Consider the following 23,603-nt stretch of genomic DNA (forward strand, 5'->3'; position numbering starts at 1 on the left):
ACCACTGTTTGCCGACAGCGAAAACATCGCTGCCATTCCCACCGGCCTGATTGCTGCCGGGTTGACTTTTCGGCGCCGAGGCGCCCACTGCTGTACTGCAATCAGTCCATACGGCGGGACTGATTTGACCGCTGATCCAACCGCGATCAGCGTGCCGAGACAGCCATGGTGGACTGTCGTTTTTGCTGCCACCGGCCCCATACGGGCGACCGAACTGCCTGCCGATCCAACTGCTATCGGTTTGACTCCAGCTCACTGCGCTGGCTTGCAGACTGACGCCGGCACCGCTAGGCGGTGCCGTTGCCGATGCCGGGTATCCGCCCGGCCGGGTGTTGGCAATTGCCATCTTCGTAGCTCCTTTTTCAAGGGTTCAATTACACGTTGGAGGACACCGAATTACCCATTCGGTCCGGGCGCGGGTACCAGCCGCGCCCGTTCCAACAACCACCGCGGGAACCACCCCGCTAACTTCACACTTGCGTACGCCGCAGTCTTTCGGACAGGCTTGCGCCTGCTGTTTGCGCTTCAGACGAATCGCGACAAACAGCTACGTGGCTTGCGCCACGCGGCCCTACTCAACCACTCTCCCTCGCATAGCCACCGGGTTACCAGCCCGGTTATGGCCTTAGCGATTCCCACGTTAGTGCAACGCTACTGACGCCAAACTGCGCGCCAGGACTTCACGCCTGCGCCTCCAGCAACAACAGTGAGGTGTTCCCTCTCACCCATTAGGTTTTCAGCGGCCCGAGATTCCAAAGCGGCTCGCTTACCTGTTGTGCCTTCAACAGCTTCGTCTTCAGACAGGCTTGATGCCCCACCACATAGCGACCTCTTCGGCCGCATTTACACGCTTAAGCTATACAGCGACCCCACCAGCTTGCGCCGGTAGGTGCCGCGTGCGCCAGGTTTCCCCTTGCACGCCTGCGCCCTTTCGGAACGCCTCAGCAGCCTACGTGTGTGGCACAGGTTCTACGGTCTCCCGCAGCCCCTGGGCGGTGCTAACGACGGTGCAGACAGCCACCGTCTACCGCTTTCACGCTACACAGGAACTCAGCGCATTTCCTCGCTGAGCCCGTTTCCGTGTCGCCCAAACTCGCCCCTCCCGGGGATTGAGTCGAAGGACGGAGTTACACCGTCCAGCGCTCGTCGTAGTCGTACCAGCGCCATTACGCGCATACGACTTCGGCGTACTCGACGCAGGTGGTAAGCCCGCATCTAGAGCCTTACAGCTTCGTGTGAAGTGAGTGGAATTTTGGGGATGGTCAGCCCCCAAAACGTCGCGGTGGTCTGCCCCCAATCCGTGTAATTTCGCTCGCGCGCAATTACCACTTCGGGCGACCGGTCCTGTACTGCGTACTGCAAAGGGTTGGTCGCCCTCGTGCTGCGTTGCTGGCCGCTTGTGGCGGCCTCGGCAACGCAGGTGATGCTTGCGCGCGTGGGCCGCTTGTGGCGGTCAGCAATCACATTGTAGCGTGATATGTTGGCCGCACGCGCTTCGCGCGGAATCTCTTATAATCAGGTTGGAACGCGGTGCGTTCCAACTGACTGGATTCCTTTGCCTGGGTTGGATTTTTATTATGTTGGAATCGATCCGCCGGAATGGTCGTCAGACCGTTCCGGTGGATCGCTAGATAAGAGCGTGTACACGCTCTCTTTTTGTGCATGCGCCCGACAACTTTTTTGGTCATCCGATACAAGACGCTCCTAATGCAACGCCTGTTGGATTCTGTCCGGCATGGCTATTGCCATTACACGGCCGCACAAGTTCCGGCCGAGAAGGCATTGGCGTTCTGCCAAAAGTTCGCGGAACGCTATGAGGTCGCGCTGAACCGCGACCAACGCGCCTACCGCAAGCGGCTTGGCAAGGGCAATGCCCGGCTGATCCTTGCCGACCTGGCCAAGAACGGGACCCTGCACTGGTTCTTGCTCGTGTCCGATGGTGACCACCCGGCCAGGCAGATGGAGCCGCTACGCGATGCGCTGGAGTCGTCCACGCGCATCCGCGTGGACGACTACGAACTCCTGCGGCTGCCACGCGATCGGAATCATGGCGGCGGCGTCCGCCTGACTTGGCGGATGACCAACCAGCGCTTTGACACCTGGCGCGCTGCCGTCCGGCAACTCGCCCGCTCGCCGCGGGCGGAGCAAGAGGTGCAGGCGGTGATCCAATCGCTGTTCAAGACACCAGGCTTTGGCGCAACCCGCGTCCAGGTCGGCAAGTTGGTCGCTACTCTCGCCAGGGAGTGGGAGCGCGCCGGCCGAGATCCGGCCGCGCTCATCTTGCCGGCCGCCCTACCCTACGTTCGGCGTGTCGCCGACGACGATTACACCGTCATCGATTGGTTCAAGGACCAGGAGGAAATGAAGCATGGACAATCAGAAGCCGCATGACAACGACGCGCTCGTTGTACTTCCCCCGATTCACGATGGGGCGGCCGAGCCTGATACCGTCGTCTTTACTCGCGCTGAGTGGGAGGCCGACGACGAATCGGAGGCGTTTGGCGTGCGCAAGATTGTGCCCAAGGCCAAGGAGAAAACGCCTGGGGTCAAGGCGGTGCTGATCTTTCACGACAGCTTCCTGCGCGCCAAGCGGCGGATGAAGGAGTGCACCTTCATCCGGCCGGTCATCGATCTGCCGGAAATCGTCAGCGCCATGATCGACGTCTGCGACGCCGATCCTGCCGTCATGGAGAAGGTCGGAAAGAAGATGCTCGAACGCCGGGCGCAGCAACTGGCCGAATTGCAAAACGGAGTCAGGTTCGGTCCCAGCAGCGAGAAGCAATCCGGCTAGGCCGACAATCTATTGGGACATTTTCCGGGTTCCGGTCCGCTGCGCCCGACGTGGCCAGCGGCACGCTGGCCACGTCGATCTGGGTCTCGGCAGGGTTGTATTGGGACATTTTCCGTGTCGCCGGGGGCAACCCGGAAACTGCAGCAAGCCCTCGCTAACCTTCTGGCCGAACTACTGGGACAAGCCATTGGGACATTTTCCGGGTTGGGTGCAATCGGCAGTTGCCGCTGACCTGACGGTCAGCAGCAGCTGCCTCTCCGTTGCTGCGGAGGCCTATTGGGACATTTTCCGGGGTGGTTCGGGCGTGTGGATGCGTACGGCCGGCGTCGGCTCGCCGCCCTTGCTCCGACCGGGACACGGCTATTGGGACATTTTCCGGGTGAAGTCGGCGGCACCTGGGCCGCCGCCTGTCAGAAAAGCGCCCCTTGGGGCGAGACGCGAAACCGGAAGTCCAGCTTGACGACTTTGCGACCGGCCGTCTCGGGTTCCCATTCGATGTGCAGGCCGTTTTTCTCCCGCAGCTCCTTCACGGCCGGCTCGATGACGCGCCGGCGCAGATCCTTGAAGTTCTTGCGCTGGCTTTCGGACGCATCCATTGCCCGATGAAATTCCTCGATCGTCGGCGTGTATCGGCCGGTGGCCGCCCAGGACTTGAAGCACTCGAACAGGCGCCAGGCGTAGACCGAGCGCAGAGCGGCCGCCTGGCGCAGCTTGTAGGTCGTGAATTCCTGGCGCAAGCCGAACAGGTGCGGCACCACTTCCTGGAACCAGACCAGCTCGATCCAGCCCTCGCCCTTGTGATACTTCGCACTACCCACCCAGCGGAACTTGAATTCCTCCGGCCCTCTGCGGGTTTCCCGCACCGTGCGCACGTAGCGGTTGAACAGGCTGTCGCTAGCCCCCTGCAGCTGCTCGTATGCCGTGTTGGCATCCACGCCGAAGGCCTCGGCGTACTCGGCCGCAGAGAGCCGCACCCGCCAGGCGCCTTCCCTTCGCAGCTCGACAAACGGGATCGAGTCGTTCTTTGCGATGCACGCTGCAATTAACCGCTTTTCGGCAAGCGTCAGGCTGTGTGCTGCCCGCGTGAGCGCGTTGCTCATGGTGACGTTGCGCTCGGCCAGCGCCGGCTCGCTGTACGCGACCGGCTTGTCTTCCTCGACTAACATTGGGTCATCTTCCGGGGTATTGGGACACCAACAAACATAGCCCAATCAGCGTATTGGGTCAACAACTGTTGTGTGCCACCTGTGGATGGTGCCCGGAAAATGTCCCAATACGCCTGTGGACAGCACCCGGAAAAAGACCTAGTAACCCGGAAAATGACCACTTTGCGCCCGGAAAAAGGCCCAATAGACCCGGGAAAAGGCCCAACGAGGCCATTTTTCCCGCGTTAAATCAATGAGTTACGCCGCCTAAAACGATTTAAAAACGGTAAAACGTAAACCAAAAACACGCGTGCGAGGCTTGCCTGTGGATAACCGCTTCACCGCGGCCTTTAACCCCACCCGGGCGCTTCGCGCCCACCCGTGAGGGTTGTTCATCTACGCCCCGCACGCGGGGCTATCACGCGCGCAAGCGCGCTTGACTGCCCCGATCGCCAGCACAACCGCAGAGCCGGATTGCCCCGGCTACGCCGGGTCGGCGCTCTCCCCACGCCTTCGGCGGGGGTCCCCGGGCGCCTCAATCCGGGCGCGACGGCGCGCGCAAACACCTTTCCGCTCATCCAAAGCACGTTGCTGGCAGAGAGAGGGTCGGGTTGGCCACCGCGAGGGCTCTAGGACGCGTATACGGGCGCTCAGAGCGTTTTTTTCGGACTGGTTGACCCTCCGGGGTGTCCTGGATGGGTCGATGTGGTCCAAAAAAGCGCTCGGAGTGAAAAATATAGAGCGTGTACACGCACTCATCGCGATAATGGCGACACATTCCATCGGGAGGGGGAAGCTGATGCGCCATGCCAATCGTGAAGCCTGGTTGAACCATGTTGCGCGCCGCATGGCGCCAATGTTCGCAGCGCTCGATGCCCCGCTGCCTGGTCGGATTCGGATCGCCATCGGATTCACGTCGACAGGCCAGCGCGGTAAGCGGATTGGCGAGTGCTGGGACACCAGCTGCAGCGAAGATGCACACTTCGAGATCTTCATCCGGCCTGACCTGGTGGAGTCGGCCGACCTGATGCCCATGCAAGTCGCCGCGATCCTTGCGCACGAGCTCGTGCACGCCGCGGTCGGCCTCGATGCTGGCCACCGCAAGCCCTTTCGGGATGTTGCGGTCGGGATTGGCCTGAAGGGTCCGATGCGATCAACGACGGCCGGCCCGCGCTTTGAGGAAAGCGTCACGCCAATCCTGGACGACGCCGGGCCACTGCCGCATGCGCGCTTGCGGACCAGGCCAGACGCAGATAGCTCGGACGATGGCGAGGCGCCAGGGATCAAGACGACGGCGCCGAAGAAACAGACGCGGCGGCACATCAAGTGCAAGTGCGGCAGCTGCGGCTACACGGCCCGGACTTCTCGGAAGTGGCTAGATCTCGTCGGGGCGCCCCTCTGCCCCAAGCATGGCGCCATGGCCGTGTGCGCGCAGGACGATGGCCAGGACTAGCTCCGCGTAAAAACTCAACTCAGCGCATCAATGTGGTTGAGGCACTTAAAAACTTAACTCAAAAGAGTGACGCATCGGCGCAACTCATCAACTCAAATGAGTTGATAAAGTGATGCGTTACTCTTATACTTAACTCTGTTACTCAACTCAAATGAGGTGATGATGTGAGTATGATCGTGCTTGTGGCAGCAGAGAAGGGCGGTACGGGGAAGTCCACCATTGCCAGCAACATCGCCGTGCATCTGGTTCGCCAGAATGTCGATGTTGTCCTGGTCGATACCGATGGCCAAGCGACATGCGCTCGGTTTTCCGAACGACGCGACGAAGCCGGTATCGGCCCAGCGGTGCCGTGTATCCAGCGGACGGGCGATGTCGCGGCGACGCTGCGCGATTTATCGCGGCGCTACCAGGTGATTGTGGTAGATGCCGGCGGCCGCGATTCCCGCGAAATGCGGTCGGCAATGGCTGTTTCCAACCTGTTGCTGGTGCCTACCCGCGCCAGCCAGGCCGATCTGGAGACGCTGCCGAAGGTCAACGAGTTAGTCAGCTTGGCCCGAGGCCTGAATCCCGACCTGAAGGCCTTCGCGGTGCTGTCGATGGCGCCCTCCAATCCGACGATTCGAGAGGTGGACGACGCGCGCGAGGCGCTAAGCCAGTTCGATCAGCTCGAACTCGCGGACACCATCATCCGCGACCGAAAGGTCTACCGTGATGCGTTACTCAACGGAAATGGAGTGGTTGAGTTGAGTAATTCCCAGGCGTGCGCCGAGATCCAGCTGCTCGCCCAGGAATTCTTTGAGGTCGCCGCGTAGGCGTGAGTGTTTAAGTAACAACTCTTTTGAGTTACGCAAATGAGTAAATTCAAGATTGCCACCAAGAGTTCCGATGCCGGTAAGCCGGTGTCGAGGGACGAATTTGTCGGCGGCGCTGCGATGGTCCAGTCGCAGGTCGGAAACCGGCCCCTTAAGCCCGTGCGCGTGAACTTCGACCTGGACCCGGACGAACATCGGCGTTTGAAGATGCGAGCAGTTGAGGCGGGCATTTCCATCGCAGATCTCGTGCGTGGTCTGATCCGCAAGGAAATCAGTTAGCTGATGCGCAACTCAATGGCTTAACTCAATAACTCAACTCATGAGAAAGACATGGCCAAGATGACGGATGCTGAACGAGCCGCCCTGGAACGCCTGATCGCACACGCGATGCGCGACAGCGGGCAGAGCCGACGTGTCGCCGACTTTCTGTTGGCATGGTGGAACCCGGGCCAATGCGGTGGGTTCGATATCACCGTGGCCTGGGGGCTCGACGACGAGATCGTGGAAGACGTGGTGGTCGTGTTTGGCTATGCCGCACGGAACAACCACTATCCGGACACCTTGGGCTATGGCTCGCAATTTGAGGCCATTGTCAGGGAGTGGCGACCGGAACTGGTATCCGAAGAAGGTCAGTGATTCCCTGGGGAACGCCGGCAGCGCCGGCATAACGAAAAGAGGACAAGAAAATGGTTAAGGATCTCGGAATTCATCCGCCCAACACGCTCATTCTCGATAGCGTGACCTTCTGCGTGGACTTTTCTAAGGTTTCCATCGAAGGCGGTCACCCGATGGGACCTGTGTTCGCATATGGGGCGGCAAGAGCAGTCTTGTCTGCCAATGACGCAGAGCGGCTTGTTGCTGCTGGCGTCAAGGACAATCGCTAGATAGAGATGGGCCGGGCATCCTGGAGGATCAGGATTTGCGAGTGCCTGTCGAACCTCGCCAATGACAACCAGATGGATGGAGGATGAAATGTATGCCGTAATCGAAAAGTCGCTCGGTGGGCTGACGCTTCCGTACTACCTGCGCCACCTTTGCTTTGCCCTGATTTTCCCGCTCATGTTGCTCGCCCAGGTGAATCACCAGCCCGGCAGCGGTGGGATGTTCCTACTCGCCGTGGTAAACACCCTGCTGTACCCGTATGCACGGTTCCTCTATGAACGAGTTTGGGGCTTCATCATGGGGGATACCAAGTTCATGCTGGGCGTTCTCTGGGTGTCGCTGGGGAAGCTAGCCACCATGATGGCGTGCTGGTGCTTGGCCGTTTTCCTGGCGCCCATCAGCCTTGTATACCTCTACTATCTGCGCGAACGAACAGTGCAACAGTGACCAGCTGCGTGCAAGAACCGGAAGAAGGGCTGAACAATGCCAGTAAAAAGATTGCCGCCAGTTCCTGCAGGCGTGTCGATGTACTTTTACATGAGATTCGCTGCAGGCGACGAGACGATCGGCGACGAGTGGTATCGGTTTAAGACGATGGCGGACATGCCACCTTGCTTGAAGCATGATTACCCGACACGTGATCTTGAATTTCGGGTTCCTCCGCTGTGCCACAGTTTTGAGATCGTCACCATAGATCTGCGCGCCGCCCTCGCAACGTTGCCGGACAACGAGCAGTTGAACCTCAATCCGGCGCGGTGGAGTCGTGTTCGGCGGGATTTAAGCGAAGGCTGGTGCTACACACCGTGGATGGGCGTGGAGCAGGGACGAGCAAGTCTGACGGACGGCCGCCACCGCATCGTTGCGATGATGAAATTTTTGGAGCTGGAGTACGCCGAGTTCGCTGTTCAACCCGAACACATTGCAACAGTGCGAGCGCAGGTCAAAACGCGCTGACGCGAGCCACTGTGTGAGTAATTGCGGAAGGGTCACGATGAAGAACCAAATTTTCGGACGAAAGGTCGGCTCTGGAAAAGACATGACTTGTCTAATCAGGGGTGACGGGGCATCGAGCGGCGGCAAGCCCGTCGACCCAGGTGTCATTGATGAGTTCGTCGTCGCGAACACGCGACGCGCGGTCAAACTGCTCCGAGAGAAGGGTGTGGAGGGTTACGTCCTGTTCGAGGGCGACCCGACACCATACGAATTCACGCCGGACGCAGATTTCGTCTATCCGGCTGTCATCGACTAGGAAAACATCGAACTGCGGGTGTACCTATCCACGGGGGGCCGGCAGGCCATTCAGACACCCACACATTGGAAAAAAACGATGGCGCGCGAGTGCCCCGCACGACCGGTAACCATAGAGGATTGATCGCATGAAATGGAGCGTAGAACAGATCGCAGTCCTGAAGGCAAGTATCACCGCCGGGGATAACGTGTACTTGCGCCTCAACGAGGGCGCTGCGCCGGAGAAAGTCGTCCGCATCGAGGAGGACGAGCTGGACGTGCGGGTGTACTTTGGAAGCGGCAGCACTTATGTGCGACTGAGCAATTTGCTCGATGACGACGACCTGCCCGCGCTGGATCGATTCTTCATCATGCACCCGCTGCCGTGGAAAACACAGGGAATAGGGCGCCCGAAAAATCTTCTTGCATCCTGCAAAAGTGCTCCATAGACTGGAACCTGTCTTTAGACGTCCTGCCATTCGTGGGTCGTCTAACGACGCTCCACGGATGGCCTCTTTTACCTTTGAAGGAGGTTCATCATGTTGAATGCAGCTACCAAGACCACTGCCGTCCTGTTCCCGGTTTCCGACGATCGCCGCACTGAAAATGGTCCGCTGTTCTCGGGCTCCATCAAGCTCGAAGATACGCAGATCCCGCTGGCAGCCTTCCTGAAGGATGCCGAGAGTGGTGAAAGTCAGTTCCTGGACCTGGCGGTGGGTGCAAGGGGGCAGCAGCACTTCTCGGGTCGGCTTTTCCGCAACACCGAGAAGAAGAACGCCAAGTCGCCCGATTACACGGGTTATCTGATCGTTCTGCCCATGACTCCCGACGTGAAGAATGAATACACGAAGGAAGAATGGGAAGCTGCTCCGCGACTGAAGGTGTACGGTCGTCGCGCGCGAAATGCGGACAATACGCCGCGTATTTCGCTCGACATCGCACCGCCCAAGTCCGATGCACCCGTTGGTGATAGCGAGCTCGCGTTTTAACACGTGGAGTTGGCTCTGTGCCGACGCAGCACCAAGCGAGAGGGTTTCCCCCTCTCGCTTTTTCATTTGCCGGCGTGCCGGCACAAGATGACTCTTCCGAACACCAGCGCGGCCAAAAAGCGAGCTTGCAGAGGGGAGGTCTGCCTGGTGCTGGTGGCCATGGGCACAACTTGGTGGTCATCCCCGCTGCTCGGTCCCGCGAGGCGCGCTGGCCGCGCGACAGTCTCCCAGATCCTCGCAACCCTCTCCATGTCCCCCAGGGGGACCCCTAGCGGCTCTAACCAGGCGCGGACACTCCCGACGCTAGACGCTGAACAGCTTGGCGACTTCGCGTTGGCGCCGGCGGGCGCCGGCCTTGTCGTAGATCGCCGAAGTCGCAGGCGAGGCGTGCCCCAGGTAGCTTTGCCTCACATCGAGCGGCACGCCGGCCTCGGCGCCCGCAGTGCCGAAAGCGTGCCGGAACGCATGGGGATGCAGATGGATTGCCTGGGCGCGTAGATCTGGGTCGGTTTGCTCCAGGTGCGCACGGAAAGCCTCGCCGGCGCGAGTGACCAGGTGGCGCAGCCCTCGGTCGCTGTAGCCGCGGCGGCCGTCGGCGGCCTTGGCCAGCGCACGCGGGCTGGTGCAGGGCTCGGCAGGTGCCAGCAGCGGGCCCTCTGCAGCGTGTTCGTCCCCCAGATCTCGCCAGTGCGCCACCAGGGCGTCATGTGCGCGGCGGCTGATTGGCACCATCCGCGTTTTGGTTCGCTTGCCGACGATGCGTAGCTCGCCCCACAGCGGGCCATCGCCGCCGGCGGGCCGCAGGCCCGATCGTTCGGCGCCGGCGGCCTCGAACACACGCATGCCGGAATCGTGCAACAGCAACACGGCGGCGCGGATGGTGCGCCAGCGCACGTCATCGGCGGCCTGCGCGTCTAGCCATGGCTGCAGCGCTTGCCAGACCGCCGGCGGCACCGCGCGCTCGATGTCGATATCGAGTGCAGCCACGCGCAGCGCTGGCATGCCGTCCCATGGGTTCGAGTCCAGATAGCGGCGGCCAACCAGCCACTCGCATAGGGCCGCCAGGACCTGCTCAGCATAGGCGCGGCTGCGCGTCGACAGCGGCCCTTGGAACGGCCGCCAGCCCGGCAGTGTGCGTGCGACCTGCGGCCCGCTCCAGCGTGGCCCGAAATCCTTCTGTGCCAAGAAGGCTCGGTACGCCAGGCAATCATCGGTCAGCAGATCGCTGAAGGCCTTGCCGCGCTCCAGGATGGCCCAGGCCAAGCAGCGTTCCGCTTCCTTGCGATACGCGCGCCAGGTGTGACCACCGGCTGGCCACAGCGACAACCAGGTCTGGATTGCCTGGTAGTCGTTGAGTGCGTCGATGCGGCAGCGGTTGATGTCGCCCCGGTTGATGCCGGCGCGGCCATCGAGGGCCGCCGGCAGGCGGATCGCTTCGAGCGGCACCGCGCGCCCGGCGTGCGGCACGAGCTCGGGCGAGGGGAGCGCGGCAGGCAACGATACGCCAGTGACGTGGGCGCCCAGGCGCCCTAGTGTCGCTTCAGCTGTAGCCAGGGTGCGCACAATGGTCGCCGCAGCGGCCGGGCCGATGCGTGGCACACGGCGCCACCAGGCTCGGCCCAGATCGTTGGCCAGCGTCATCAGCTCGCCCAGCGTGGCCACGCCGGCGGCCTGCAGCCGGCGTGCCAGTGGTGCAGCAAACCACAAACGCACGTCGTGCTTGGTCGCCGGTGCCGGCGTACCCAATTCTTCCAGGCGCCGCAGGCCTGCGAGCACCTGGTTCAACGCCGTGGTTGAGCGCGGCCCGGTGGCCAACAGGCTGGCCAGCGCTTCCTGTTCATGACGCAGCGCCAGCTGCGCGAGCGTGGCGCGAATCGCGCGTAGCGCACGCAGGGCCAGGCTTTCCGTCCACTCGATGTCGGGATCGGCCGACAGCCAACGGTCGGCCACGTCGACCGCCGCCACGCCCTGCAGCCAGGCGCGTATGGCGGCGTACTGGGCACGGGTTACATCGATGGCTTGATTTGAGTTTTTCATCAACTCACCTACTCAATTGGCGTGCCTGAATCTTCTTCGCTCGCGCGCTCGCGTTGCTCCAGCTGGGCCTCGCACTCGGGCAAACAGCAACCGCTGTAGCGCAGCGCGTAGTGGATCTCGTCGTAGAAAGCGACCGGCCGCTTCCTGTCGTCGCTGCCGCTTGCGGTAGTGCGGCGCCTGTTCCGGCTTGGGGGTGAAGGGGGCCGTAACGGCCGTTCATCTTCATGCGGTGCCTCCGGTGCACACTTATCGTGTGATCTAAGCGACACAAAAATTACGACCTATTTTCTGCAAAACCCCGCTTTTGCGGCTAAAACGCCATGCCGATAATAGCATTTATCGGCAAGGGGCGAACCAAGCGTATGCGTTTTTGTCTTACATCTTCGTATTACGTTTTCTGCTAATATTCGGTCAGGACATGCCCATGGAGGGAAACATGCAAGCCCACACCCTGTCTTTCCGCGCCGGCGACGCTTTTGTCACCGAGACGCGCGCGCTGGCCGAGCAGGCCGGCCTGAAGAGTTCCGACTACATCCGCGAAGCCGTGCGCGAGAAGAACGAGCGCATGATGGCCGAGCGCATCGCTGCGCTGTCGCGCAAGCTGTCGGCCAAGCATCTGGCGGAAAACCAAGCCATCGAGGGCTCGATCGCCGATGGCCTCGCCTAAAGTCAAACGCGGCCAGGTCTGGGCCGTCGATTTCGAGCCGCAGACCCACAAGCAGGAGCCGGGCAAGCGCAACCGCCCGGCTCTTGTCATTCAGACCAACCTGCTCAACGATGCTGGCCACGCGACCACCATCGTCATCCCGGGCACCTCGGACGTTGAGCGCGAGGACTGCTTCCCGCTGCGCGTCGCGCTGGGCCGCCTGCCGGGCCAGGCCGTCGACGAGGCGACCGATCTGCTGATCGACCAGATCCGCGCGATCTCGAACGACCGCCTGATGGGCGACAAGCCCATCACGACGCTGAACACGAATCAGCTGCGCCGCGTGGAAGATGCGCTGCGGCTTCTGATGAATCTATGACGGTCAGCCGCGGCACTGTGCAAGGCGCCACACGTTGGATCGGCTGCACCACCTGCGGTGTCCTGCGCGATCACGTTCGCGCTACCGTTCAGCTCACTCCATTCGATGCCGGCCAGGCGGCCGATACCTGGACCTGCACGTTTTGCGGCACCTCCCGTCTGCGGGCAAAGCCCTGCAGCGACCAGGACGACCGCGAGCAGCTAGAGCGTCGCGGCCAACTGCGCTTGATCGACTGAGGCACTCGAACCCTCAGCTCAGTTGAGCTGGGGTTGCGTCAGTCGCGCAGCAGCTTCAGTGGCGGGGCTTTCTTGATGACGGCCTGTTCCTGGCGGTTGATCTCTTCAGCCTGCTTTTGCCTGGCAAGGCTGGCGGCGATTTCCCGGTCACGAGCCTTCTGCGCTTCTATGCTGCGGTAGTAGAGGGCTGCGAGCAACGCTGCGACGAGTAGGGCGCCAATCACGGCCAGGACGGGGACAAGGCTGGGCTCTTTTTGCTGTTCCAATTGGCAGCTCCTTTTCTGGTGTGTATTTACTCAACTTAATTGAGTTATCGCCTTCCGGGCGCCCGCCAGCAGGTGGGCGAGTGGCGGCAGCAGCCGACACGTTCCCACAGCGACGTAGGCCAGCAGGCTGGAGTCGATGTCAGCTAGGCTAGATTAAGCTGTAGCGCTCCGATTAAGTGCGCCATATTCATTTGCGCAAATCAGGGAGTATCCGACATGCGCAGAATTAAACACCATGAAAATCAGAATTGATATTTTTTAATATCAATGTATTTGTTGTTCTTCGACAACGGAAAATATTCGTTGACTCTTTTTTGCAATTGAGTCCGTATGAAAGAAAACCCTCCTAATGGGGGGTCGCGGTGGCGAGAACCAATTGTTGTAAACTTTCCAGTTTAGGCAGTATGGGGTTACTTCACCCGCACTAGGCGGCGTTTATCAAGTCCTTGGTAGCGGCGATCGCTGCCGCATCGTACGCATCCACTTTTTCGTAGTCTGCCAGATGCCCTTTGAGCTTGGCAAAGCTTGCTGGGCTTAGCTTTGCGGCCCGGCGGGCGAAACTTTGGACCTCCTCGCGCAGGTCCGAAATGGACGACGTGGAGAGCTCCCTAGGGCCTCGGCCAAGCACAATCCAGATAGCGTTGTACCCGTATCTATCTTGGATGCCAATGGCATGCTCCAGTCTAATTTTTTGGACATGGCCGCTCAGCCAATGCTCTACCAGCGCTTTAGAAACGCCGGCAGCATTGGCAATGGCAGCGACTGAAACAGCGGTCTCGCTGCGTATGAGTTGCATTCGTTCATAGAGAGGCATCTCATGAAGCTAGCGTGCTACCCACCATAATAAATGCGGCTTCGCGTCCATAGGAAATTATGGTAATGTCTTGCGAACGCGCGAAGCCACCCGACTCGCGCGTGGGGGAGTAAAAAATCTGGCGGAACTTACCGACCAGTCAGAGAAGTGCACCTATTCGGACAAACGACGGGCACCCTCTGCAGCTAAGACAGGGTTCGAGCCTTGTTCGATGGCTTCGAGCTTGTCCAACTGCTCGGCATCGACAAGACACGCAGAGATGATGCTTTCGATGCGGGCTCGACGTTGCGAGCTGAGTGCGCCCACTCGAAGCGCAAGCGCTTGGATGCTGGGCGACAGGTTGTTCGACTGAGGGATCAATGTCTTAGGCCCCTCCCCAAGAACGATCCAGGTAGCGTTGTAGCCGTACTTTCGTTGAATTTTTATCGCGTACTGAAGCTTTATAGATTTGATCTGACCGGTTAACCACATGCTCGCCGTCCCGCTAGAGACGCCAGCCACTTCCCCGAGAGCTCCGATCTTGGTCCCTGTCTCTCTGAGGATGGTTTCGATTCGTTCGCTAAGCATCTTAGAAAACTAAGCGATTACACCCTTTGCTTATTGAGTTTATTTCCTTAGTGTTCTAAGATCGGGGCGTATGAACGCACGAGAACTGATTGCCGCCCTTGGGGGGGTCCCGAAGCTGGTGAAGTTAACCGGCTTGACAGAGGGCCGCATCTACCAATGGCAGACAGGCAACTACATCCCAAGAGCGTGGCTCAAGTTCTTCCGCGCCCGCTACCCGCGAAAGGTGGCATGGGATGAATTGGTTCTGGCTGATCACCCGCCCCGCAAGGTGGGGAGTGTTTTGAAGACTGACCCCGAGGCGCAGTCGAGTCGAGACGGCGATCGGGAAGGGAAGAAATGAAGAATGTCACGACTCACCAGATCGGCATCGTGGCCTTCTGCACTCATTAGGAGGTCCGCGGTGAATAGAAGTCCGTAGCAAGCCGCGCAAAAAGCGGCCCGCCAAGGTGTTTGCACCACCAAGGCGGGCCTAGCCAAAAGCCTACCCCAGTTTCCCAACAGAGGAACGATCTCATGGCTTCCCGCATTCTAGCAAATGCGGGCGCAGTGTTGCGCGCGTGCTTTATAGCATGCTTCTCTACTACGGCGTTGTTTCATACGACGCCCGCTGCCGCCCGCACCAACGTCCTTTGCCCGCTTGATAGTGACGGGCAACCAGGCGCCATCATCTCCTATGTGTCTGCGGGGCCTGGCTCAGCCAACTTGTGTGAACTGAGCAAGGCCAAGACACCAGAACGTGCGCCGACCATTTTGGCGGCGACGGCAATTTCCTTCTCAGCGCCTGATCGCGCCCCAACCCGATCCACTCCGAATTCCGAGGTAGGCGAGCAGCCGGCGGCTTCCAGCAAAGGAACGGGGTCCATGCTGGCTGCAGTCTTCGGTGCCATCGCCATTCGGGACAATAAAGGCGGCGCCACCGAAATCCGCTTCGAGGGTGCACCGCCAGCGGATCTACGCCTCACAGATGTGCAAGGTCGCCTGCTTCCAGCTACTTGGCGCGGCAACATCCTGAGCCTTCCGCCAGTAGCTCGGTTCACGCTGAACGGTTTCAGTCAAGCCGTCGATGTCGCTCGTGTGCAGAGCACTGAATACCAATTTCCTGCCAGCAACTTGACTGGGCTCGAACAGGTATTCGATGAGGGCGATGCTACCTATCTCGCCTTCGACGAGCCCAAAGGCGGCGTTTCGGTGCTTGGCGATGGACATTCGATCAGCGGCACGCTCAAAGGCCGGTACTACAGGCTCAATGGCATCGCAAGGCAGCTCGCTGTTATCGCTGATGGCGAGGTCGTGCATGTCGATCGCATTGCGCGGGTGCGCTTCTATGAGCGGCCTAGCACGGTGCGCCCATGAAACGCCTCGGCCCGATTCTGCTACTGGTTCTGTCTCTGTCGTCTCCAACTGCCCACGCAGATTGCCTGGACGACGCAGCGGCGTACCACCGCGTCGATGGCGCGCTCCTGCGCAGCATCGCGCTGCATGAATCGCACATGAATCCTCTGGCCATCAATCGAAATCGTGATGGCTCGCAGGACCTGGGCCTTATGCAAATCAATTCCGCGCATCTGCCACGGTTGGCCCGCTATGGCATCACGCGGCAGCAGCTGCTCGACGCTTGCATTAACGCGTATGTGGGCGCTTGGATCTTGCACGCCAACATCGACCGGTTTGGCGCGACATGGCGCGCGGTTGGCGCCTACAACGCGACGACACCCGCCAAGCAGCTCAGATATGCCAATCAGATCTACACGCGGTGGCAATCGCTGCAGCGCGCGGCATTGCCTTGATTTCTCTCTGATCTAACGAGTTCAAAACCATGCGCACATTCCATCCATTCCACCGAGCAATGCTCATCTTCTACTTGCTGACTGGCCTTGGCGTGACCGTTGACGCCCAGGCGCGAACAGCGCCGGCCCAGGCCAAAGCAGCTACGGACTGGCAAGAAATGCCTGATGGTACTTGGCAACGAATCGCCGATGCCAAGGGCGCTATGGAGCCGTCTCCTGAAGAAGGCTGGCAACTGCTCGGATCGACGCCGGCCTCACCGAGTAAATCAGTTCAAGTGCGATCGGGAGTCGCGACTGAAATGCCGAACGGTAAGCGTCCATCCGAAATCTCCCGCTCATCCGTGGCACCTGTTTCGCCACCCGCGCCGGCGGCTGATGCCTTCGTACTGGTCAGGGGCAAATCCATGCAGGCGCAACTAGAGGCGTGGGCGGCACGCGCGGGCTGGACTGTGGAATGGAATGTGCCGGACGGCTGGATCGTTCCCAACGATCAGCCTCTCGGTAACGACTTTGCGCGCGCCGCGCAACAGACGATCGAGCAGCTTGCTGCCAACGGTGCCGACGTGCAAGCGGACATTTGGAAAGGCAACCAGGTGATGGTGGTACACCAAGCAGGAGTAGGCGAATGAAAAACTGGAATCCTCAAATCAAGCCCCTGGTGGTAGCACTGATCGCCGTAACTGCTCTGCAGGGTTGCGGCATTACGCAGGTACGTGAGAACCAAGCGGCAATCGTTTCGGACGCACAGGCCAAGCTTGACGGGGCACCTCGTAGCCGCCCGGTAGTCCGGATTCACGATGGATCTTGGCTGATGGGCGAGAAGATCCGCGCAAGCAAACCGCAGCCGGAGATTTTCAGCAAGCAGGTGGTGTTCAAGGGGTCGCTCGCTAGTCTCACTGAAGCGGCGGATTGGATCGCCCAGAACGTTGGCGTACGTGCCACCGTCGAAGCTTCGGCCGCCACTATCCCGCTCCAGATGGCCCGGTCCAGCTCCGGGAACGCGCCCCAACGCATGTCGGATTTGAACGGCCCCCTGCCATCGAGCTACGGCACTGGTGCGGCGCCACTCTCACCGACCGGCGCCGCAATCTCTGCTGGCACGACGGCGAGCGCGGCGGTCGCGCCACTGGTGTTGAGCTATACCGGCAACCTGCGCGGTTTCCTTGAAACGATTGACGCACACTGGGGCGTGTGGGATCGCTACCGCGACGGCACCGTTGCATTTTTCAAGACTGAAACGCGCACCTTCCCGTTGCCAGACCTGGGCGAAGTCGCCTCAATGAATGGCTCGATTTCGGCTAACTCAACTGGGGCGGCTGGCTCGGGATCGTCCGGCACGAGCACGGCATCGACGGGCACCGGTTCATCGAGCGGTTCCGGCAACGGCGGCCAGACAGCGACGCTCGCTGTGGTATCTGATCCGTGGCTGAATCTGGAGAAGATCGCCAAGACAATCGCAGGAGCAGATGCAACAGTGGTGGCCGACAAGCATCTCGGTTCGGTAACGGTCACAGCCACGCCGCCGCAATGTGATCGCCTTGAAGAATGGGTCAAAGGTCTGGACGCCATGTTCGGCAAACAGATCGGCATTGACGTGAAGATCTATGAAGTCCGGTTGTCGCAGGAAGACAACTACGGTTTGAATCTGTCGCTTGCTTACAAGTCCGGCAACGGCCATACCGGCGCGACATTCACTGGAGCTGGTGTTCCAAGCGTAACGAGCACGGCATCGCCAATGACCTTTGGCGCCACCATCGTCGGCGGCAAGTTGGACGGCACCAAGGCCGCGCTCCAAGCGCTGTCCACCTTGGGCAATGTCTCGCGGGTTCTGCAACGCGGTGGCGTCACACAAAACGGCAAGGTTCTTGCGCTGCAGGACGCGACGCTGCAGGACTTCGTGCAAGGCACGCAAACAACGCTAGCCAGCAACGTCGGCTCTACGACGGCTATTCAAACCTCTACCAACATCTCCGGCTTCACCGGCAATTTCCGGCCCAAGGTCATCAATGGCCGAATCATGATGGTCTTCGATATGACCATCTCGGAGCTTCAACCGCTGCAAACCTTTACTTCGGGCAGCAGTGCGAGTCAGTCGACCGTCCAACTGCGAACGATGCCTCTGGCGCGCTTCGAGCAGTCGGTGGGGCTCAGGCCTGGCGAAACGCTGGTACTCACTGGCATGCGCGAGCAATCCACGAGCACAACCAACAACGGTATCGGCTCGCCGTACATGCCGCTGCTGGGCGGTGGCGTCGATGCGCAGAAGAAGGACACGATGATCGCTGTCGTCATCACTGCGCGCCTGCTCTAACCAAGGGAGATTCCGACATGAACAGAACCCTCATGAATGTCTTGGCGAGTGCGCTGCTGGCCGGTATTGCGATTTCCGCTCGCGCGCAGAACGCTTCAGCACCGCAAGCTTCTCTGGCCAGTGCCGGCGCACAGCAAGGCACGTCGTCAGCTGTCCGCCCGGCCGCCGCCGCAGGCGCGCAGCTCGGTCAAGGTGCACGCAGCTCCGAGTCCGATGAGTTGGTCAACCTGCAGAAGCAGATTCCGCTGTGGAAAGCACGTGCCGAAATCGCCAAGTACCAGGCCGAGGTCCGTAAATCGGAGCCGGCCGTGGGATTGGCCGCGCCGCTGCCGGCAGCCACCATGGCAGCAGCACAGGGGGCCGTCCCCGCAGCTGCACCGGCCGCATCCGCGCTTGCTGCAGGGCCGCGCGCGATTTCGCTGCACGCCTACGACGGCAAGTACACCGCGATGGTGGAGGTAAACGGCCAGGCGATTCCTGTACGCGCTGGCGACACGCTTGACGGCGGCTGGAAGGTCGCTGGCGTTGATGACGCGGGCATCAAGATCGTCAACGGCAAGCGTGTGCGTATTCTGAGGCCCTAACCATGGCGCACGCACTTACCTTTTCCGGTGCGAAGGGTGCTTTTGCAGTTGGTTTGTCGTGGCAACACGAGGAAAACCTGCCAAAGGCACAAAGCTTGCGCAAGCTGGCACGTCAGCTCGGGCCCAACGTGCGATGGGGCGTAGCGTTCAAGAATGCGCATGGCACCTTTCAAAGTGCGCTGTGTGAACCAATCGCAGGCGTCAAACCGTCACGGGCCAGACCTCTAGCGGCCATTGTCGCCACTGCGCATCCGCAACCCTGGGCAGGCCTGTATCACCTGGGCGGCGAGCATTACTGGTACATCGCAGTACGCCAGGGGCAAGCTGTCATCGCCGGCGGCGATCAGGTTGGCACGCTCAGCGAACTGGCTGCGATTCGCGCTTATCACCAATCGCTACCAGGCTGGACAGAGATCGAGGGCAATCTAGACGACTTGGCCAACCTTGCACGCCAGGCCACGAGCGTGCCGGCTTTACACGACGTGCAGTCTGGCTCCTGGCGGACTGCCGCGCTTGCCGTAACGGCAACTGCGCTTGTGGTGGGAACTGTCTTTGGCGGCTGGTACTTGTATGACCAACAGCAAGAGGCCGAACGCTTGGCGGCTCAGGCCCGCCAGAAGGCAGCGGCCGCGCGTAAAGCTGCTGCTGCTGCCCAGCAACGCATCCAACCTTGGCTTCGCGAGCCCACGCCGGCGATGTTCTTCGAGGCCTGCCGGGCGGCCTGGCACGAGCAGGAGTTGGCCATGCGTGGCTGGACGCTCGCCAGTTGGCATTGCAAGCCCCGTCCTGGTAACGCCCCCGAAGCTGGCCGCATTGCCATCGAGACATCGTGGAACCGAGAAGGCGGCCTTGCGGCGGATGCGCCTGGCGCACTCTCGGCTGACGGGCAGTCGGCCAATCATTCTCGTGAGGCCTCCTCGCCTTTTGGGCCGCCGGCAAATGTCGACGTGCTCCCCCTTACTGCCGCACGCAAGAACATCTGGATGCTCGCGCAGGAACATGGCTTGACTTTGCGCTTGACCGATCCACCGCCTTCGCCAGCGCAGGCGGACAAGGATGCGCCACCCCCCGATCCTTGGATTCAGGTGACGGCGAATTTCACGCTGGCCGCACCGCCCTGGTTGGATTTGGCCGCGGCTTTCGATGTAGTGCCGGGCCTGCGCGTAGTCGACCTGGGCTACGACGCGCGAGCTCAACAATGGACCGCCAACGGCACGCTTTACACCGCGCGAGGCGCGGCGCCTGTACACGGAGGAATTTGATGTTTGCCTTCCTGAACCGTTTTGTTCGCAAACCGGCGCGGCTCGATCCCGGCGAGGCTGGCCGTGGCGGTGCCGTGGCAGCCACGGACAAGGCCAATTTGGTGCCCGAACCGCCCGAAGCGCTGGCACCCCACGTCGTCTATCCGCGAGTGTTCGGCCCGCGTTTTGAACAGATCGCAGTTGATCTGAACCTGCTCTCTACAGGCCAGGCCCAGGCACTGCGCCAGCGGGCTGCGGGGCAGGGTGGGTATGTCGAATACCTGGCGCCGACGTTCGGCCTATCGTCCGAACAGGTGCAACGTGTGCTGGCCGCGCAGGGTTTTGTCGTGCACGTGGATGCACGTCACTATGGCACCCCGCGCTTTCTGGCATGGGAAGCCGCGCTACGGCGCCTGGGTGCCACGCCCCAGGTCAGAAAAGCCTCCGCTCAGGACCTGGCGGCGCTGCGCCGGGAGTTGGCCAATGCCGGGCGGCTGGACGATACCGATCTACAGACCCTGGCCAAGGCGCGTCAACTGATCGCCGATGCTGCCGCAGTCGGCGCCTCTGACATTCACATCCTGGTGCGCGAGGACCACACCGAGGTCCAGATCCGCATCAAGGGCGATCTGTGGACAGTCGCCTCGATGTCGATGCGCCGCGAGGAAGGTGAACGCCTGACGCGCTCTATGTATTCGGGCTTGGCCACCATCAAGGAGGACAGCTACAAGGCGCTGAACTTCCAGAATGCACAGATCACAGGTGAAGCGTTGCCCGGCACGGGGCTCACCTCTGTTCGGATTATTCGAGGGCCATCATTTCCGGTGGAGTCCGGTGGCGGCTTCTTGGTTGCACGTCTGCAATATCGTGATCTTGCGGCGCAATCCGAGGGCTCCCCAGAAGTTGCGAAGCGCTTGGATTTGTGCACGCCCAAAGCGCCACCGGGCGCTTTCCGCTTGGGAGAGATGGGTTACACGCCGCTGCAGGTGGAACTCGTCTCACGGCTGATGCATCGCCCGATGGGTGCTGTCATCGTGACCGGCCCTACGGGCTCGGGTAAAACTACCACGCTCTATGAATACACGCGGGAACGGGCGCGCCTGCTCCCGCATGACCGCCTGATCACCATCGAGGACCCCACCGAATACCCGATGAACTGGGCGATCCAGCTCGTCACCGACAGCAAAAGCTTTCCGCAGATGCTGACCAAGACGCTGCGCATGGACCCTGATGTTGTCCTGCTCGGCGAGATCCGCGACGCGGACGCGGGCGAGGCCACCCTGCAGGCCGCCGCAACCGGGCACCAGGTGCCCACCACGCTGCACGTGACTGACCCATTCGAGACGTTCACGCGGTTGATGGGCATGGACCATGTGCGGCTGTCACTGGAAATCATCTGCAACCACAACCTGATTATCGGCCTGATCGCGCAGCGCATCGTGCAGATGCTGTGCCCGCACTGCAGTGTACCTCTCGATCAGGCCAGCGAACAGTTGCCAGCCTACATGCTGCGAGCCTTGCATACCTGGGGGGACTTGTCCGGCGTGCGCGTGCGCGGCACGGGTTGCCCGCACTGCGACGGCAAAGGCATCGCTGGTGAGCAAGCAGTGGCCGAGGTGGTGGTGACCAGCGAAGCGCTGATGCAGGATTGCATCGAGCACGGCGTGTTGGTAGCACGTCGTAACCACCGCCGGCGTGCCGGCTCCGATAAGCCGATGATTGCCCACGCGATCGATCTTGTGCTCGCGGGCCGGCTGGACCCTCGCGATGCCCAGCGCCGAGTCGATGCCATTCCGATGCGGGATGAAATCGATCTGCCGCCGGACGAAACGTCGGAGGTGACACCATGAGCGGCCTGTCGTGGACGCTGCGCCGGCGCCTGTATCAACAGGCTTCGTCGCAACTAGATAACGGGATGACGCTTTCGCAGGTGCTTGGGGAGTTCAGCACGCGCTTAGCGCGCCGTGGGCGCAAGCGTGCCGCAGAGGCCGCCGATGAGGTTGCGCGACGGGTGGTGGACGGCGATCCCTTCGTTCTAGCTTTGGGCGACGACCTTTCGGACTTGGAGCGCAGCGTGCTCGATGCCGGCGACCAAGCCGGCCAGTTGCCGGATTCCATGCGCCTGGTGATGGAAGTGCGTGATCTCACCACGCGCCTACGTCAGAAGCTGCAGGCGAGTTTCTTCGCACCCTCCGTCTACCTGGTTAGCTTGTACGCGGTGCTGTTGTTGATTGGTGCCTCGATCGTGCCGCAGTTCCTGGACGTGCTGCCGCTCTCCAAGTGGACCGACTGGGCCTATGCGATGTACCTGATGGGGGATCTCGCCGTCGGCTGGCCGGCACCGATTTGCTTCGGCGGGCTGCTGATCTATGCCGTCTGGTCATGGTGGGCGCTGCCGCGCTGGATTGGACCCGCGCGCGCGTTCTGCGACAGGCGCTTGTTCCCCTTCACGGTGTATCGGGAAATCACCGGCTTCACCTGGTTACTGTCGTTCGTCGCGCTATTGCGCGCCGGCATCCCAGACACGGTGGCGCTGGACAACCAGATTGCGTCCGCTTCGCCGTGGCTTGCCTCGCGTCTGAAACCTATCCGCAATGGGCTGATTGATGGCCTGAGCCTACCGGAAGCCATGCGGGCTACCGGGTACGGCTTTCCATCCCCGGACTTGATCGATGAGATCGGCGCCTACGCCGGCTTTGACGACTTCACCGACAAGATCGCCGTGGCCGTGCGCCAGTACGCGGAAGTCATCGAGCGGCAACTGCTCGCGCGGGGCATGTTGATGTCGGCGGTCTTCACGGGGTTCATGTTTCTCGCTTTCGTGGTGCTGCAGCTTGGCGCCAACTCGCTTTCATCGATTCTCACGTCCGCGATGGGGCAAATCTGATGGCTCGGGCGTGATTTCACTTTTAGAGGTTATTCATGGATCGTCTTCTCGGAAACATTATCGCCATTGTTCTGACGCTCTTGGCGCTCGTCGGACTCGCCTACGCGGGCTACAACGGCTTCCAAAATCACAAGGCGGGCGTGGTAGTCAACGACGTCGCGCAGATGATTACCAATGCCCGTGCAGGGTTCTCACAAAGCAATAACGGCTATGCAAATTTCACCACGGCCAACGTTCCGGCAATGATCAACGGCGGTATGTTCCCGACCGACATGGTGCGTGGCAATACGGTCGTTGATCCATGGGGTAACCCGGTCACGCTTGCTTCGACCAATAACGCCTCGCAAGGCGTGGTCGGCTTCGGTGGCGGCGGCAGCGAGACTGCCTCGCAATGCGTGAAGGTAGCCACCGGCATGAAGGACTATGTATCACTGGACATCAACGGTCAGGTTTTTACTCAAGCGAACCTGCCGGATCAGGTCACTGCTGGTGCGGCCTGCAGCGCCACGGCCACGTTTTCCGTGACGTTCCAGTGAGCATGATGTTTCA

At 60.9% G+C, this 23,603-nt stretch carries 30 protein-coding genes; 24 read left to right on the plus strand and 6 right to left on the minus strand.

Annotation, left to right across the window (positions count from 1 at the left end; translation table 11 throughout):
- A partial coding sequence (locus tag CFE42_RS23245) for a hypothetical protein (RefSeq protein WP_296159720.1) occupies positions 1-346 on the minus strand: 346 nt, incomplete at its 3' end.
- Positions 347-1,707: 1,361 nt separating this feature from the next.
- On the opposite strand from CFE42_RS23245, the gene CFE42_RS23250 reads away from it, so the two are divergent.
- Both CFE42_RS23250 and CFE42_RS23255 read left to right on the plus strand, forming a co-directional pair.
- A complete protein-coding gene (locus tag CFE42_RS23250) occupies positions 1,708-2,391 on the plus strand; it encodes a hypothetical protein (RefSeq protein ID WP_223293335.1) in 684 nt (227 codons plus the stop codon).
- Positions 2,369-2,791, plus strand: coding sequence for a hypothetical protein (locus CFE42_RS23255; protein WP_009242022.1), 423 nt, complete (start codon positions 2,369-2,371; stop codon positions 2,789-2,791). Before CFE42_RS23250 ends, CFE42_RS23255 begins: the two co-directional genes overlap by 23 nt.
- Before the next feature lie 410 nt (positions 2,792-3,201).
- Here CFE42_RS23255 and CFE42_RS23260 read toward each other — a convergent pair whose 3' ends face one another.
- Positions 3,202-3,957, minus strand: coding sequence for a replication initiation protein (locus tag CFE42_RS23260; RefSeq protein ID WP_009242021.1), 756 nt, complete (start codon positions 3,955-3,957; stop codon positions 3,202-3,204).
- A 682-nt stretch (positions 3,958-4,639) separates the two neighbouring features.
- Here CFE42_RS23260 and CFE42_RS23265 point away from each other — a divergent pair.
- The 10 genes from CFE42_RS23265 (at position 4,640) to CFE42_RS23310 (ending at position 9,299) form a co-directional block, all read left to right on the plus strand.
- The gene (locus tag CFE42_RS23265; protein ID WP_232295873.1) at positions 4,640-5,389 is read left to right on the plus strand and encodes a transcription elongation protein SprT; all 750 of its coding nucleotides are present in this window, start codon (positions 4,640-4,642) and stop codon (positions 5,387-5,389) included.
- A 170-nt stretch (positions 5,390-5,559) separates the two neighbouring features.
- Complete coding sequence (locus CFE42_RS23270; RefSeq protein ID WP_004636905.1) at positions 5,560-6,201, plus strand: division plane positioning ATPase MipZ; 642 nt, start codon at positions 5,560-5,562, stop codon at positions 6,199-6,201.
- Between the two features lie 39 nt (positions 6,202-6,240).
- Entirely contained in the window at positions 6,241-6,480 is a 240-nt protein-coding gene (locus CFE42_RS23275) for a plasmid partition protein ParG (RefSeq protein WP_004636903.1), read from the plus strand.
- 51 nt (positions 6,481-6,531) lie between these two features.
- Positions 6,532-6,837, plus strand: a complete 306-nt coding sequence (locus CFE42_RS23280; RefSeq protein ID WP_009242019.1) for a hypothetical protein — start codon at positions 6,532-6,534, stop codon at positions 6,835-6,837.
- A gap of 50 nt (positions 6,838-6,887) precedes the next feature.
- Entirely contained in the window at positions 6,888-7,085 is a 198-nt protein-coding gene (locus tag CFE42_RS23285) for a hypothetical protein (protein WP_004636900.1), read from the plus strand.
- 88 nt (positions 7,086-7,173) lie between these two features.
- Positions 7,174-7,530, plus strand: coding sequence for a hypothetical protein (locus tag CFE42_RS23290; protein ID WP_009242018.1), 357 nt, complete (start codon positions 7,174-7,176; stop codon positions 7,528-7,530).
- A 78-nt stretch (positions 7,531-7,608) separates the two neighbouring features.
- Positions 7,609-8,037, plus strand: coding sequence for a hypothetical protein (locus tag CFE42_RS23295; RefSeq protein ID WP_009242017.1), 429 nt, complete (start codon positions 7,609-7,611; stop codon positions 8,035-8,037).
- 82 nt (positions 8,038-8,119) lie between these two features.
- Complete coding sequence (locus tag CFE42_RS23300; RefSeq protein WP_223293333.1) at positions 8,120-8,332, plus strand: hypothetical protein; 213 nt, start codon at positions 8,120-8,122, stop codon at positions 8,330-8,332.
- Positions 8,333-8,459: 127 nt separating this feature from the next.
- On the plus strand, positions 8,460-8,759 hold the full coding sequence (locus CFE42_RS23305; protein WP_009242015.1) for a hypothetical protein: 300 nt from the start codon (positions 8,460-8,462) through the stop codon (positions 8,757-8,759).
- Between the two features lie 90 nt (positions 8,760-8,849).
- Positions 8,850-9,299 (plus strand): hypothetical protein, encoded by a 450-nt coding sequence (locus CFE42_RS23310; RefSeq protein WP_009242014.1) that lies wholly within the window; start codon positions 8,850-8,852, stop codon positions 9,297-9,299.
- A 303-nt stretch (positions 9,300-9,602) separates the two neighbouring features.
- Here the strand turns inward: CFE42_RS23310 and CFE42_RS23315 are convergent, their stop codons facing one another.
- A complete protein-coding gene (locus tag CFE42_RS23315) occupies positions 9,603-11,336 on the minus strand; it encodes a phage integrase family protein (protein WP_009242013.1) in 1,734 nt (577 codons plus the stop codon).
- A 436-nt stretch (positions 11,337-11,772) separates the two neighbouring features.
- On the opposite strand from CFE42_RS23315, the gene CFE42_RS23320 reads away from it, so the two are divergent.
- Together CFE42_RS23320 and CFE42_RS23325 are read left to right on the plus strand one after the other, a co-directional pair.
- Positions 11,773-12,003, plus strand: a complete 231-nt coding sequence (locus tag CFE42_RS23320; RefSeq protein ID WP_012759886.1) for a hypothetical protein — start codon at positions 11,773-11,775, stop codon at positions 12,001-12,003.
- Positions 11,990-12,361, plus strand: coding sequence for a type II toxin-antitoxin system PemK/MazF family toxin (locus CFE42_RS23325; protein WP_009242057.1), 372 nt, complete (start codon positions 11,990-11,992; stop codon positions 12,359-12,361). The genes CFE42_RS23320 and CFE42_RS23325 overlap by 14 nt, the downstream gene beginning before the upstream one ends.
- Positions 12,362-12,635: 274 nt before the next feature.
- On the opposite strand, the gene CFE42_RS23330 is transcribed toward CFE42_RS23325, so the two are convergent.
- From CFE42_RS23330 to CFE42_RS23340, 3 genes are all read right to left on the minus strand, one after another.
- The gene (locus CFE42_RS23330; RefSeq protein WP_009242055.1) at positions 12,636-12,863 is read right to left on the minus strand and encodes a hypothetical protein; all 228 of its coding nucleotides are present in this window, start codon (positions 12,861-12,863) and stop codon (positions 12,636-12,638) included.
- Between the two features lie 424 nt (positions 12,864-13,287).
- The gene (locus CFE42_RS23335) at positions 13,288-13,677 is read right to left on the minus strand and encodes a hypothetical protein (protein ID WP_009277722.1); all 390 of its coding nucleotides are present in this window, start codon (positions 13,675-13,677) and stop codon (positions 13,288-13,290) included.
- Between the two features lie 153 nt (positions 13,678-13,830).
- Positions 13,831-14,148, minus strand: a complete 318-nt coding sequence (locus tag CFE42_RS23340) for a hypothetical protein (protein ID WP_223293331.1) — start codon at positions 14,146-14,148, stop codon at positions 13,831-13,833.
- Between the two features lie 166 nt (positions 14,149-14,314).
- On the opposite strand from CFE42_RS23340, the gene CFE42_RS23345 reads away from it, so the two are divergent.
- The 10 genes from CFE42_RS23345 to CFE42_RS23390 all read left to right on the plus strand — a co-directional run bounded on the left by CFE42_RS23345 (position 14,315) and on the right by CFE42_RS23390 (position 23,590).
- Positions 14,315-14,584, plus strand: coding sequence for a hypothetical protein (locus tag CFE42_RS23345; RefSeq protein WP_009242052.1), 270 nt, complete (start codon positions 14,315-14,317; stop codon positions 14,582-14,584).
- A gap of 173 nt (positions 14,585-14,757) precedes the next feature.
- Entirely contained in the window at positions 14,758-15,597 is an 840-nt protein-coding gene (locus CFE42_RS23350; protein WP_009242051.1) for a hypothetical protein, read from the plus strand.
- On the plus strand, positions 15,594-16,031 hold the full coding sequence (locus CFE42_RS23355) for a lytic transglycosylase domain-containing protein (RefSeq protein WP_009242050.1): 438 nt from the start codon (positions 15,594-15,596) through the stop codon (positions 16,029-16,031). Before CFE42_RS23350 ends, CFE42_RS23355 begins: the two co-directional genes overlap by 4 nt.
- Positions 16,032-16,060: 29 nt before the next feature.
- Positions 16,061-16,660, plus strand: coding sequence for a toxin co-regulated pilus biosynthesis Q family protein (locus tag CFE42_RS23360; protein WP_080517557.1), 600 nt, complete (start codon positions 16,061-16,063; stop codon positions 16,658-16,660).
- Positions 16,657-18,342 carry a pilus assembly protein PilN gene (locus CFE42_RS23365; RefSeq protein ID WP_009242048.1) on the plus strand — a complete coding sequence of 562 codons (1,686 nt, stop codon included), beginning with the start codon at positions 16,657-16,659 and terminating at the stop codon, positions 18,340-18,342. Before CFE42_RS23360 ends, CFE42_RS23365 begins: the two co-directional genes overlap by 4 nt.
- A 17-nt stretch (positions 18,343-18,359) precedes the next feature.
- Positions 18,360-18,926, plus strand: coding sequence for a type IV pilus biogenesis protein PilP (pilP, locus tag CFE42_RS23370; RefSeq protein ID WP_009242047.1), 567 nt, complete (start codon positions 18,360-18,362; stop codon positions 18,924-18,926).
- Between the two features lie 2 nt (positions 18,927-18,928).
- The gene (gene pilO2 / locus CFE42_RS23375; protein ID WP_009242046.1) at positions 18,929-20,188 is read left to right on the plus strand and encodes a type 4b pilus protein PilO2; all 1,260 of its coding nucleotides are present in this window, start codon (positions 18,929-18,931) and stop codon (positions 20,186-20,188) included.
- Positions 20,188-22,017 carry an ATPase, T2SS/T4P/T4SS family gene (locus CFE42_RS23380; RefSeq protein WP_009242045.1) on the plus strand — a complete coding sequence of 610 codons (1,830 nt, stop codon included), beginning with the start codon at positions 20,188-20,190 and terminating at the stop codon, positions 22,015-22,017. The genes pilO2 and CFE42_RS23380 overlap by 1 nt, the downstream gene beginning before the upstream one ends.
- Positions 22,014-23,054: a type II secretion system F family protein gene (locus tag CFE42_RS23385; RefSeq protein ID WP_004636268.1), complete on the plus strand. Its 1,041-nt coding sequence runs from the start codon at positions 22,014-22,016 to the stop codon at positions 23,052-23,054. The genes CFE42_RS23380 and CFE42_RS23385 overlap by 4 nt, the downstream gene beginning before the upstream one ends.
- Before the next feature lie 35 nt (positions 23,055-23,089).
- Entirely contained in the window at positions 23,090-23,590 is a 501-nt protein-coding gene (locus CFE42_RS23390) for a type 4 pilus major pilin (protein ID WP_004636266.1), read from the plus strand.
- Positions 23,591-23,603: the final 13 nt, after the last annotated feature.

The organism is Ralstonia sp. PBBBR1 (genome assembly GCF_002256165.1).
Lineage (GTDB): Bacteria > Pseudomonadota > Gammaproteobacteria > Burkholderiales > Burkholderiaceae > Ralstonia > Ralstonia thomasii.